The sequence below is a fragment of the Collinsella aerofaciens genome (assembly GCF_028209625.1).
Lineage (GTDB): Bacteria > Actinomycetota > Coriobacteriia > Coriobacteriales > Coriobacteriaceae > Collinsella > Collinsella aerofaciens_AM.
This window is the reverse complement of record NZ_JAQLDU010000019.1, coordinates 24,906-37,011: the sequence shown is the minus strand read 5'-3', so window position 1 is coordinate 37,011 and position 12,106 is coordinate 24,906. Positions and strand designations below refer to the sequence as shown.

The window sequence follows — 12,106 nt, the reverse complement described above, 5'->3', positions numbered from 1 at the left end:
GAGGAATTCCGGAATCAGTCCCTATGTGCGGCGTAGGCCGCTTATTAGCCCGTCCAAGAATTGGGGCGCAGTTCAATCGCGCTAGGACCAACTTTATTCGGTAGAACGGCGGAACATAAATATGAACGTGCAAATCTTCGGCACCAAAAAGTCCTTCGATACCAAGAAGGCCCAGCGCTATTTTAAGGAGCGCCGCATTAAGGTGCAGTTTATCGACCTTAAGGAAAAGGAGATGAGCAAGGGCGAGCTCACGAGCGTGATGCAGGCGGTCGGCGGCATCGACAAGCTGCTCAACCCCAAAGCCAAGGACGAGGAGACGCTCGCACTCATCCAGCACCTCACCCCCAGCCAGCGCTTTGATAAGCTGCTCGAGAACCAGCAGGTTCTGGCCGAGCCCATCGTGCGCAACGGCAAGAAGGCCACCGTCGGTTATTGCCCCGATGTGTGGGGAGCCTGGGAGTAGCCTGTGTTATTTGCCGGCGCGTGGGTATAAGAGCAGGCGTTTGGCATAAGATTTAACTGTAAGCCATGTCTAACAAAGGAGGGCACATGCCCAACAGACCCGTGAAGATCATCATGCTTACCGGATACCTCGGTGCCGGCAAGACCACGCTGCTCAACCACATCCTCGCTAACGACGGCGGCATCCGCGCCGCCGTGATCGTCAACGATATCGGCGAGATCAACGTCGACGCCAGCCTTATCGCCGACGGCGGCCTTTCCGAGACCGACGACCTCATCCCGCTCACCAACGGCTGCATCTGCTGCACGCTTTCGGACGATCTGGCCAACCAGCTGCAGGGCATCGCCGATTCGGGCAAGTTCGACTACATCATCATCGAGGCCTCGGGTATTTGCGAGCCCATCCCCATCGCCTACACCATCTCGAGCTTCTGCGACGAGGCCAAGGTGGGCGGCGAGCCCAAGCTCGCGCTCGACAACATCGTGGCCGTGGTCGACTGCGCCCGCATGTACGACGAGTTCAACGGCGGTCGCGACCTGCTCGCCGAGGATATCGATGAGGACGACATCGAGAGCCTGCTTATTCAGCAGATCGAGTTTTGCTCCACGCTGATCCTCAACAAGACCGATACCGTCACGCCTGAGCAGATTGCCGAGCTCAAGGCCATCGTGCGCAGCCTGCAGAAGGACGCCGTGATTGTCGAGGCCCAAAACGGCGAGGTCCCCATGGAGGAGCTGCTCGACACCGACCGCTTCGACTTTATGCGCGCCTACAACTCCGCCGCCTGGATCGAGGCCATGGAGCATCCCGAGGAGCACGACGACCCCGAGGTGCTCGAGTACGACATCGAGACCTTTGTGTACTCCCGCCGCAAGCCGTTTGACCTGCAGAAGTTCACCGATTTTGTTGAGCAGGAGTGGCCCGACGAGGTCATTCGCGTCAAGGGCCCGCTGTGGCAGACCGGCGATCCGGACATGTGCTACATGTTTGAGCAGGCCGGCCACCAGATGCGTCTGATGGAGAACGGTCTGTTTGTCGACTCTGCGCCCGAGGGCGAGAAGCAGAAGATTATCGACGAGAACCCCGAGATCATGCAGATTTGGGACGACGAGACGGGCGACCGCATGACGAGCCTGTGCATCATCGGCCGTCACATGGACAAGGATGCGCTCATCGCCGCCCTCGATGCCTGCCTGACCGACTGGCACCGCGCCTAGGCTATCGAAGCGAGCATTTTCTGCCACGTAACCGCCAAACCACCACGAAGGTGCCTGTCCCCTTCGTGGTGGTTTTTCATTCTGAGCCAAGGAGATTCATGTTCAATATCGTGCTGTATGCGCCCGAGATTCCGGCCAATACGGGCAATATCGGCCGTACCTGCGTGGTCACCGGTACCCGCCTGCACCTGGTGGAGCCGTTGGGCTTTTCGCTCGACGACAAGACGGTGCGTCGCGCCGGCCTGGGCTACTGGCAAAACTTGGACGTGACGACCTATGCCGGCTGGGAGGATTTCCTTACGTGCAACGGCCTCTCCCCCGCCGATGAACGCCTGCATCTGCTGACCAAAAAGGCGCGCCGCACCTATGCGCAAAGCACCTACCGCGACGGTGACTATCTGGTCTTTGGCAGCGAGAGCTCGGGGATTCCCGAAGAGCTGCTCGCCGCAGCGCCTGCGCGCTGCGAGCGCATCCCCATGCTGCGCGACTGCGACTCGCTCGATAACGCCGAGGCCTGGGAAGCCCACGAGGAGGCGCTCGGGCATAGCGAGAGCGGCCACAAGGCCATCCTTCAGCAGGATATCTGCGGCAACTTCGTCAATCCGGACGACTACCGCATCAGCGCACTCAACCTCTCCAACAGCGCCGCCATCGTCCTCTACGAGGCCCTGCGCCAGACAAACTTCCCCGGAATGTGACAAAGGGACTGTCCCTTTGTCACATATTGCACCTACTGATTTAAATGGAATTAACCGGTTTTAAACGCTTTTAACTAGAAAAGATGCCAGTATATTACTAACTTTTACTGAGTTGCACCGTATGGGTTTCTATGCTTCCACCCCGTAAAGGACAGGAACCCCGCAGCAAATGGTCCCCACACATCAGAATTCAACTTCAAATACAAACGATTGCCGGAGTTCTCGCTTAGCTTGGCTTGTCAGGCTCGAATTCGCCCTTATGTTCAGTTTGCTGCATGCCTCGTCGATAGCCATAGCAAGTGATACAGACATGGTCATGGTCGTTTCACTTTTCAATTCGACCCGATAGCTCTTCGCCTTGTTTTTATCCTCTCCACCACATCTCGTCTCAATTAACAAGAGAACATCTGAGTCATGGGCATACCAATGGAGCTCAGGGCGCTGTGGAACCATGTCGCCCTCAAATTCCTGTGTAAACAGAATTTTCTTCTCGCTTCTCGTTGAATCGCTCAAGGAACCGTCGATTCGAACCGAGCCCTTCTTTCCCGCCTTGGCATTTCCCTTAACCTGGCGGCCTCGCCGAGTTTCCTCGTACTCCGTCACCTCCAGCTTGCAGCGCTTCGCGCCAAGCATGAACGCAATCCGTCTCAACTCGGCCATCTTGTCTTGTTGCATGGTTGCAAAATAAGAGTCAAGGTCAACAAAGCGAGACCGATCAAAAGCATCTATGTAATATGTGGAGTAAAGAGATGGTTTAGGATAGAAAGACAATTCGCTATCCCCGATTGCCTCGCGGTACAGATTGAAAATCTGCGTGCCCTTAACAGTATCCAGCCAACCAATAGCATCTCTACAGGCGTCGATGCCCCGGCGCTCATTTCCGTCAACAATTCGAATCATGTTCGGCAAATGGAATGAAGGACTCTGATAGGTCTCCTTGGTTACCGGCCTGTATCTATTAAGCTGCTGCTGGTATGCCCAATCGTTGACCGCGTCACCGATATCCGCAGCAGTACCTGCCGCACCATCGGCCGCATCAGCAATAGCTGCCAAGGCGTCATTGACCAGCGGAGTTGCAGCACGCATTGCACCATCGGCAACTTTCTGTACGGTTGCAACCGCGCCCGCCATCGCGCTTCCGGCGCCATCAACCAACCCGGCAGCGGCCTTACGGATATCAAAACTCTGCTTATGTCGCGGCGGCTCCTCCCTTTCGACAACAGCCAGATCGTCTTTATCCTCCATTGTGACCTCCTATTTCCAATAGTCGAAATCAACCGTATATTCATCGCCAAATGCCGAGTTGAAGGTAGTGTCGAGAAAGGTGGTGTAGTGCCCGATCAGAAGCGAGCCGGCCCCAGCGATCTGTTGCCGTTTATCCAACATGCTATTCACCCCTACTCAAACGCAACGTCAACATTGACGTCATCGCCGCATAAGGCTTTGACCTGTTTTTCGATAAGGGCGCAGGCTCTATCATCAGATTCTTGGAGCATATTGCTTTCCTTGACCTTCTTGGTCTGCTCTTTCTTTGCCTGTTTCAATAACGTGTTTAGATCATCCGTGCTTACTTGATTCCAGTTAAGAAAGCCATTGTCCTCAACATATTTCTTAAGCGTATTGGGGTCTGTCGAGAACGAGGTGATCTCCGAGTGAGGCAGTATAACCTTTACGCTCTTGACCTCTGAATTCTTATCGGCCATATTAGCCCGTACGATTGTAACCTTCATCTTATCGGCATCGATCCCGATGTCAGCTTTGCCGTCAATCGTTGCGACATATCGCTTAGACGTAAAGGGGTTTTCCCACCCAAGCGGATTGCCCGCCTCATCAATTGAAAGCAGCTGGGTGAAGTTGTACTCGTACGTCACGAGCTTAACGACTGGCGTGATCTCCTCGCGAATCGAATCATCGCTGATCGTTGTAGGATTACGCGTCAATGACATCCAGATACCCCAGGCAACCGCTAGAACCGTAACAACGACTAACCCGCCAAAGGCAACCTTTTGCGGTATCGTTGTAAGAAATTTTGTTTTTGCCATCCTGTTTCACCTTTCCTTTATTGCCCCGACGTTCCCATCATCTTCCAGCGCGAGCATGATGGCACGAATCATTCCGTCAACGGCTCAATGCAAAGCGCGACCGTTCAAAGAAAACGGCCGCGCTTTCTTTTCAATTCCCGCGAACTATTCCTTGACGCTGTAACCCGACACCGTCGGCGCAAGCCTCGAGGCGTCAACCTCGCTCATTACCTCAAACTTCACCTTCTCGCCAGGCGCCCAGGCAGATGTATCTGCGTAGCATTCTTCCGCCCTCACACCATCGGCATCGTAAAGGGCAACGTTTAGATAAACGTTTTCGAACGATATGTCAGAGGTATTTTCGACGATTGCGGTGTACGTATAGAGACCGTAGCCATCATCACTTTTCTCAAAATTCGCCGATGAGAGCAAACCGTTGATAACCTCATCGTTATGCGTCTTCTCCTCTACGGTCCTACCGTTCTTAATTAGCTCGTCAAACTCATCTTGATACTCGTCATCGACTGTTAAGTCATATCGATCGACCAGTTTCTTAAGCTGTGCGGATCGTGCGTCGTAGGCCTTTTCCCATTCCTCGTAGTACTTAGGATCAGATTCCGCATACTTCTTGGTAACATCAAGCTGATTGTCAAGCAGGTTGAGATAGGCGATGACATCTTCCTGCATCTTAGCGTCTTTAAAAGGCGCCTTTTTGAGTTCTTTGTCGTTATCGATCTCGGTTTTAATTATCTCTTTTCGCACTTTATTCGAGCTTAGATCAGCATCTTCTCCAAGCGATTCGATATAATCCGACCGCTTTTGATAACCTTGAGCAATCACAGCCATTGCACGGTCATCGGCATAATCAGGTTCATCATTTTTCTTCTCAGACTGCGAACAGCCGCTCAGCAGAAGCGCCCCACAAAACACCATCGCAAATAGCGCGGTCACCAGAGCCATTCCATAACGCCTTTTCATTTCGTCCTCCTTTAAATACAAAACAAAACACGATATATAGCCCTCGTCAAAAAGCAGACGAATTGGCAACGCGGTGGCACTATTTGGTTCAAGGGCGTGAACTGGATAAACATCGAGGGAAGGAGTGGGCTCTGTGTAATTAACTCCCCTCGTCAAAATGTCTAGCTAAAGAGGACGAGCAGACGACAAACGGTCAAAACTGGTCGCGTCCGCCCGTCTCCAACGATCGAACGTCGAGACGCTGACGTTCAAAAGCGCAGCAGCCTCTCGCCTCGTAACCTCTCCCCCTTCGAATAATTTGATGACATCGCGATAGCTATCTGGGCGTTCGAATGCCGGCCTTCCAAATTTCACGCCACGCAAACGCGCCGACGCGATGCCCTCCGCCTGGCGTTGCTTGATGTTTTCGCGCTCTAGCTGCGCCACATAGCTCAAGATTTGAAGAACCAGATCCGCCATGAACGTTCCCGTAATGCCATCAGGCTGCTCGCGCGTATCGAGCAATGGCATATCAAGCACCACGATGGCAGCATTCCTATCCACCGTGATGCGTCGCCACTCATCGAGGACTTCACGATAATTGCGGCCCAAACGATCGATACTTTTGATCACGAGAACGTCGCCTTCGCGCAGCCTGCGAAGAAGACGCTGGTACTGGGGACGCTTAAAGTCCTTACCGCTTGCCTTGTCAGCATAAATCTGGCTCCGTTGCACGGGAAACCTTGCCAGCGCGTCTAATTGGCGGCCCAGGTTCTGGTCTGCGGAAGAGACACGCGCATACCCAAAGATTCGATTGTCCATAATTGCCCCTATCGGCTGCCTCTTGGCAGCATCAGCTCAAGCGAGAGCCCACTCACTATAGGGCGTGCAAATTTCGCGAATGGGTTGAGGCCATTTTGACCCTCACGCGAAAACTGTTCAAGCGCCATGCCGACAGATGCTGGCTTTAACGGGAATGTGACAAAGGGACAGTCCCTTTGTCACATTCGGTTAGAGGTAGCGGCCGGTGATGCTTGCGGAGCAGGCCGCGATGTCGCCCGGCGTGCCAGCGCAGACGATTTGCCCGCCCGCATCGCCACCGTCCGGGCCCATGTCGATCACATAATCGGCGTTACGGATGAGGTCGAGGTCGTGCTCGATCACGACAACTGTGGCGCCCTTGGCAACGAGGCCGTCGAACACACTCAGCAGCACCTGAACATCGAGCGGGTGCAGGCCAATTGTGGGTTCGTCGAACACGAATACGGCATCATCCTGCACGCGGCCCATCTCGCTCGCGAGCTTAAGGCGCTGCGCCTCGCCGCCCGAAAGCGCCGGCGTGGGCTCGCCGAGCGTGAGATAACCCAAGCCCAGGTCGTGCAGGGTCTGCAGACGCGTCTGAACTTTCTTGAGTCCCAGTGTGGCGTCGAGGGCCTCGTCCACACTCATATCCATGAGCTGCGGCAACGTGAGCAGGCTCCCATCCTTGCCCTCGCGATGGATATGCGAAGCAGCGTCTGCATAACGCGAGCCGCGGCATGCCGGGCAGACGATCTCGACATCGGGCAAAAACTGCACGTCGAGCGATATCGAGCCCGTGCCATCGCACGTAGGGCAGCGCAGAGTGCCAGTGTTGTAGCTAAAGACGCCCGCCTTGTAGCCGGCCGCCTTAGCCTCGGGCGTACGGGCGAAGGCGCGACGCAGCTCGTCATGGATGTCAGCATAAGTTGCCACCGTCGAGCGCACGTTGGCGCCGATAGGCGTAGCGTCAATCAGATTTGCACGGGCAATGCCCTCGGCATCGACCCAACGCACGTGCCCCGGCAGGCGCTCGCCGGCTGCCTGCGCCTTGAGTGCCGGAATGAGCGTCTCGAGTACCAACGTCGTCTTACCCGAACCCGAAACGCCCGTCACCGCGACCAAGCGACCGCGCGGGATATCAACTTCGAGCGGCTTGACGGTATGGATGGCATCGGTCGCCATGCGGATATGGCCCCGGTCGAACATTTCCTCGTCGGACACCTGCGGGCGCAAGCGCTTGGACTCTGCGCGCAAAAACGGGGCGATGCGGCTGCCCTGCGATTGTTCGACCTCGTCCACCGTGCCAGTGGCAATCACATTACCGCCGCCTGCTCCGGCAACGGGGCCCATCTCAACCAGATAGTCGGCTTCCGCTAGTACGCGCGTATCGTGGTCGACAACAACCACGGTGTTGCCGTCATCCACCAGATCGCGCATTACGCCCACCAAGCCGTCGACATTGGCAGGATGCAAGCCAATCGAAGGCTCGTCCAGCACATAAAGCACGCCCGTCGATCGGTTGCGCACCACGCGGGCGAGCTGCACACGCTGGCGCTCACCCGTGGAGAGCGTAGCACCGGCGCGGTCGAGCGAGAGGTAATCGAGCCCCAGGTCGACCAGGCGACGAGCCGTGCTCAAAAACGAATCGCAGATATCCACTGCCATGGGCTGCATCTCGGCCGGCAAGGATGCGGGCACCCCGCGCACCCACTCAATCGCCTCACCCAACGTCATGGCCGCGGCCTGCGCCAGATTGATACCGCGCACCTGGGGCTGGCGCGCAACCTCGGAGAGACGCGTGCCGCCGCAGTCACGGCACGGGCCCTCGCGCAAAAAGCGAGCCACGCGCTTTAGTCCCTTATCGTCCTTAACCTTGGCGAGCGCATTCTCGACCGTATAGACGGCGTTGTAATAGGTAAAGTCGAGCGGCGTGGCGCCCTCGCCGTTTTTGGGAACGTAGAGAATATGCTTCTTAACCGCCGGACCATGGAACACGATGTCGCGCTCTTGAGGTGTGAGCTGGTTAAACGGCACATCGGTACGCACACCCATCTCGCCGGCTACCTGCTTCATCAAGTCCCACATGAGCGTGCCCCAGGGAAGCACCGCGCCTTCGTTGATGGTCTTGGACTCGTCGGGCACCAGGCTCGCTTCGTCCACCTCGCGCATGACACCGGTACCGCCACAGGTGGGGCATGCACCGCCGCTATTGAAAGCCAAATCCTCGGCACTCGGCGCGTAGAACTCGCGGCCGCATGTCGAACACGTGAGCGACAGGCCTGCGGCCACGTTAAGGCTCGGCTCCACACGCGCCCCGCAATGTGGGCACACGTGATGGGCACAGCGGCTAAAGAGCAAACGCAGACTGTTGTTGAGCTCGGTCATGGTGCCAAAGGTCGAGCGTACGCCTGGCACACTAGGGCGCTGATGCAACGCGAGCGCCGCCGGCACGTGCAGCACTTCATCCACCTGAGCGTGCTCGGCCTGGGTGAGCCGTCGGCGGGTATAGGTGCTGAGCGCCTCCAGGTAACGGCGCGAGCCCTCGGCATAAAGAACCCCCAGCGCCAGCGAACTCTTGCCCGACCCCGACACGCCGGCAATGCCCACGAGCCTTCCCAGCGGGATATCGATATCGATGTCCTTAAGGTTATGGACGCGCGCACCGCGCACCTCGATAGCTTGCGGGCTCATCTTCTGTTCCGTCACCTTTATCACCCTACTCATGCCATAAAACGCGGTCGCGGATATACTCGCCCAGCATGGGCACGGTAAACCGGACGAGGCCGTATCCGGCGGCCTCGATGACGCGCTCGCGAATTAGGCTTGCGCGATATTTACTCGCCCAGCTCTGGGTGCGGTCGCAGCGCTCAATGATATCCGCCATGCGCGTCTGCTCACCCTCGTCAGCAGCCATGGCCTCGATAAAGAGGCGTTGCGGACTGCGCAATCCATAATACAGGGGCGCGTCGACCGCTTCGTAGAACTCGGAGACGGCATCCGCATGGCCATCCTCAACATCACAGCTTTCGATGATCTGCGAGCCACGCCGGACAGCAGAGCGCCACATGTAATATCCCACCAGCTGGACCATGTAGGGATGCCCCATACTCTTGCGCGCCGCAAGGTCCGCCGTCTCCGCATCAACGTAAAGACCGGTGTCCTTGACCGTCTGGACATATGAATCGCGCACCTTGGGCAAAGAAATCGCCCCCAGCGCACGCTGCTGAGCACGGCGCAAAAACGTCACGCTCGGCTCTTCGAGCAGGTCGTCAACCATACTGGGCAAGCCGGCAAATACCAGCGCAAGACCGCGCTGGTCGCTATCGGGCAGGCCCGTAGCATCCTGATCTCCGAGCACCTGCTGATAGAGAACGGCAAGGGCCGCCAGTTCCTCGATTGACGCAGATTGCGCCTCGTCAATCGCAAACAGGATGCCCTTGCCTGGACCGAGCTTCTTGAGGCGCTCGTTGACCAGCCCCCGTAGCGTCTCGCCCTTTGCCCGAGCCGCCTCGACCGACATCCGACCAAACGACGGCCCAAACTCCATTGACGTCACAACGGGTTTATTCGAGCGAAGCGCGTCGGCCAGGCGATCGCACAAGCCAAGCGAAGCAGAATCGGAGATAACCGCCCATCCGCGCTCGCTGGCTAGACGTTGCAGCTCTCGCAGGAGAACCGTTTTGCCGCAGCCGCGGTTTCCCGTAATGAGCATGAGCCTGCCCGGCGCTCCGGCGCCGTTATCGAGCCCTTCCTCGAAATCTTCGATGACCGACTCTCGACCGATGAGCATCGGAGGCCGCTTGCCTGCCGTTGGCTTAAAGGGATTTGGATTCATGTCGGCCTCCTCGGATTGGCAAACCCTGATAATAGTTATACCAACTTATACCAAGTTATACCAATAGCATGTGACAAAGGGACTGCCACTTTGTCACATGTGGCCGAAAAACTCGGCGTCTGCCGCTCGCCAGGGACGGAAGGTGGCGGGATCGACCTTTACGTGCGCCGCGGCGGGTACGTCGTACCATTTGACCGTGTAGCCGGCGCCGTGAGAGCAAAAAACCGAGTCGGACGTGTTGGGCAGATCGGCCTCGGGCTCATAGGCGGCCGCCTCGATGACGCGCTCGGCATCATGACAGGCCGCATAACCGGCGAACTCCAGGTACAGATGCCCGCGACCGCTCGTGTAGGCAGCCACCTCCAGCGCATAATCCTGCACCTCGGATGCCGGCACGCGACCCACAAGCTTCGCCCGGTCGCCCGCCATCGTCGGCGGCTCGTACTCGGCACCCATGCGCGTGGCGTCTGAGAGCGCCCGGCCCACGCACTCCCCCGGCACCTCGAGCTCAAGGTGGTACCACGGCTCCAGCAGCACCACCGCGCCCGCCTCACGCGCCCGCATCAAACCCTGGCGAATCGCGCGATACGTGGCCTGGCGAAAATCGCCGCCCTCGGTGTGTTTGGCATGCGCGCGGCCGCCCGTGAGCGTAATGCGCACATCGGTGATGGGCGAGCCGGTCAGCACGCCCAGGTGGTCGCGCTCCATGGCGTTGGTGAGTGCCAGACGCTGCCAGTTAAGATCGAGCTCGTCGGTCGAGGTCACGGTGCCAAACTGCACGCCCGAACCTGCTGGCAACGGCTCCAGGCGCAGATGCACCTCGGCATAGTGGCGCAGCGGCTCAAAGTGGCCCACGCCCTCGACCGGCTGCGAGATCGTCTCCTTATAGAGAATGCCGCCAGACTCAAACTCGACCGAAAGGCCAAAACGATCGGCCAGCACGCGCTGCACGACCTCGAGTTGCACGGCGCCCATCAACTGCAAATGGATCTGCTCAAGATGCGTATTCCAGCTTACGCCGAGCATGGGATCTTCGTCCGCCAACTCACTCAGCGCTTTAAACACCGCATGAACGTCGTGTTCGCCCGGCAGCACCGTATAGGTGAGGACCGGAGCGATGACGGGCGCATCGCCCGCGGGCTCCGTGCCCAGGGCGTCCCCTGGGCGAACGTGCGCAAGACCCGTCACGGCGCAAATACCGCCAGCAGCAACTTCTTGGGCAAGCTCATACTTCTCGCCGTTATAGATGCGTACCTGATCGACCTTCTGTTCCCACGCCTCGGCACTGGAATGCCCGCTGATCATCTGTTTTGCGCGCAGCGTGCCGCCGGTCACTTTAACCCAAGCCAAGCGCTCGCCACGATCCCCGCGGCTGACACGATAGACGCGCGCGGCAAACTCCGGGAGCCACGCCTGCTCACGAATCAGCGCGCATATACCATCCAGCAGCTCGTCAACGCCTTGGTCCTTGAGCGCCGAGCCGGCAAAGCAGGGAAAGAGCTTGCGCTCGGCAACCATGCGCGACAGCGTTGCGACAGAAAGCTCACCCGCTTCAAGAAACTCCTCGAGCGCCGCTTCGTCCAACGCAGCAGCGTCCTCCTGAACGGCGCCGCCCGCCAGCAGTTCGTTGACATCCAGGCAGCCCTCGGAAAGACGCTGCCCCAGCTGTGCCAGCAAAACATCGCGACCGGGATTCTCCAAATCGATTTTGTTGATAAAGATGAACGTCGGGATGTCATAGCGTGCAAGCAGGCGCCACAGGGTTTCGGTGTGCCCCTGCACGCCATCGTTGGCACCCACAACCAAAATCGCATAGTCGAGCGCGCGCAGCGTGCGCTCCGCCTCAGCCGAAAAATCGACGTGGCCGGGTGCATCCACGAGCATGACGTGGGCATCGCCGTGGTCGAGCACGGCCTGCGACGAGAAGATCGTAATGCCGCGCTCGCGCTCGATCGCGTTCGTGTCCAGGTGCGAATCGCCATCGTCCACACGGCCGCGTTTGCGAATGCGGCCCGCGTTGAACAGCATAGCCTCGGCCAGCGTGGTCTTGCCGGCATCGACATGTGCCAAGATTCCAACGACCGCTTGCTTCGACATGGCTCTCCTCTTATTAC

At 57.9% G+C, this 12,106-nt stretch carries 11 protein-coding genes; 3 read left to right on the top strand and 8 right to left on the bottom strand.

Annotation, left to right across the window (positions count from 1 at the left end):
* The first annotated feature begins 121 nt into the window (after positions 1 to 121).
* The 3 genes from PMW70_RS08895 (at position 122) to PMW70_RS08885 (ending at position 2,378) form a co-directional block, all read left to right on the top strand.
* Positions 122 to 463, top strand: coding sequence for an arsenate reductase family protein (locus tag PMW70_RS08895; RefSeq protein WP_055252194.1), 342 nt, complete (start codon positions 122 to 124; stop codon positions 461 to 463).
* Positions 464 to 549: 86 nt separating this feature from the next.
* Positions 550 to 1,680 carry a GTP-binding protein gene (locus PMW70_RS08890; protein WP_271744642.1) on the top strand — a complete coding sequence of 377 codons (1,131 nt, stop codon included), beginning with the start codon at positions 550 to 552 and terminating at the stop codon, positions 1,678 to 1,680.
* 98 nt (positions 1,681 to 1,778) lie between these two features.
* On the top strand, positions 1,779 to 2,378 hold the full coding sequence (locus PMW70_RS08885) for a tRNA (cytidine(34)-2'-O)-methyltransferase (RefSeq protein WP_271744641.1): 600 nt from the start codon (positions 1,779 to 1,781) through the stop codon (positions 2,376 to 2,378).
* Positions 2,379 to 2,561: 183 nt separating this feature from the next.
* Here the strand turns inward: PMW70_RS08885 and PMW70_RS08880 are convergent, their stop codons facing one another.
* From PMW70_RS08880 to PMW70_RS08845, 8 genes are all read right to left on the bottom strand, one after another.
* Complete coding sequence (locus tag PMW70_RS08880) at positions 2,562 to 3,623, bottom strand: hypothetical protein (RefSeq protein ID WP_271744640.1); 1,062 nt, start codon at positions 3,621 to 3,623, stop codon at positions 2,562 to 2,564.
* A gap of 9 nt (positions 3,624 to 3,632) precedes the next feature.
* Positions 3,633 to 3,764 carry a hypothetical protein gene (locus PMW70_RS08875; RefSeq protein ID WP_271744639.1) on the bottom strand — a complete coding sequence of 44 codons (132 nt, stop codon included), beginning with the start codon at positions 3,762 to 3,764 and terminating at the stop codon, positions 3,633 to 3,635.
* Positions 3,765 to 3,775: 11 nt separating this feature from the next.
* Positions 3,776 to 4,420: a DUF4230 domain-containing protein gene (locus PMW70_RS08870; RefSeq protein WP_117582855.1), complete on the bottom strand. Its 645-nt coding sequence runs from the start codon at positions 4,418 to 4,420 to the stop codon at positions 3,776 to 3,778.
* A 144-nt stretch (positions 4,421 to 4,564) separates the two neighbouring features.
* Positions 4,565 to 5,359: an FxLYD domain-containing protein gene (locus PMW70_RS08865; RefSeq protein WP_117640596.1), complete on the bottom strand. Its 795-nt coding sequence runs from the start codon at positions 5,357 to 5,359 to the stop codon at positions 4,565 to 4,567.
* Between the two features lie 183 nt (positions 5,360 to 5,542).
* Positions 5,543 to 6,178, bottom strand: coding sequence for a recombinase family protein (locus PMW70_RS08860; RefSeq protein ID WP_117582853.1), 636 nt, complete (start codon positions 6,176 to 6,178; stop codon positions 5,543 to 5,545).
* 189 nt (positions 6,179 to 6,367) lie between these two features.
* On the bottom strand, positions 6,368 to 8,863 hold the full coding sequence (locus tag PMW70_RS08855; protein ID WP_271744638.1) for an excinuclease ABC subunit UvrA: 2,496 nt from the start codon (positions 8,861 to 8,863) through the stop codon (positions 6,368 to 6,370).
* A 10-nt stretch (positions 8,864 to 8,873) separates the two neighbouring features.
* Entirely contained in the window at positions 8,874 to 9,992 is a 1,119-nt protein-coding gene (locus tag PMW70_RS08850) for an AAA family ATPase (protein WP_271744637.1), read from the bottom strand.
* A gap of 93 nt (positions 9,993 to 10,085) precedes the next feature.
* Positions 10,086 to 12,089 (bottom strand): GTP-binding protein, encoded by a 2,004-nt coding sequence (locus tag PMW70_RS08845; protein WP_271744636.1) that lies wholly within the window; start codon positions 12,087 to 12,089, stop codon positions 10,086 to 10,088.
* Between the last annotated feature and the right edge of the window lie 17 nt (positions 12,090 to 12,106).

Coding starts and splice junctions, on each gene's coding strand:
- PMW70_RS08895 (WP_055252194.1), top strand. CDS start 122: ATGAACGTGCAAATCTTCGGCACCAAAAAGTCCTTCGATACCAAGAAG.
- PMW70_RS08890 (WP_271744642.1), top strand. CDS start 550: ATGCCCAACAGACCCGTGAAGATCATCATGCTTACCGGATACCTCGGT.
- PMW70_RS08885 (WP_271744641.1), top strand. CDS start 1,779: ATGTTCAATATCGTGCTGTATGCGCCCGAGATTCCGGCCAATACGGGC.
- PMW70_RS08880 (WP_271744640.1), bottom strand. CDS start 3,623: ATGGAGGATAAAGACGATCTGGCTGTTGTCGAAAGGGAGGAGCCGCCG.
- PMW70_RS08875 (WP_271744639.1), bottom strand. CDS start 3,764: ATGTTGGATAAACGGCAACAGATCGCTGGGGCCGGCTCGCTTCTGATC.
- PMW70_RS08870 (WP_117582855.1), bottom strand. CDS start 4,420: ATGGCAAAAACAAAATTTCTTACAACGATACCGCAAAAGGTTGCCTTT.
- PMW70_RS08865 (WP_117640596.1), bottom strand. CDS start 5,359: ATGGCTCTGGTGACCGCGCTATTTGCGATGGTGTTTTGTGGGGCGCTT.
- PMW70_RS08860 (WP_117582853.1), bottom strand. CDS start 6,178: ATGGACAATCGAATCTTTGGGTATGCGCGTGTCTCTTCCGCAGACCAG.
- PMW70_RS08850 (WP_271744637.1), bottom strand. CDS start 9,992: ATGAATCCAAATCCCTTTAAGCCAACGGCAGGCAAGCGGCCTCCGATG.
- PMW70_RS08845 (WP_271744636.1), bottom strand. CDS start 12,089: ATGTCGAAGCAAGCGGTCGTTGGAATCTTGGCACATGTCGATGCCGGC.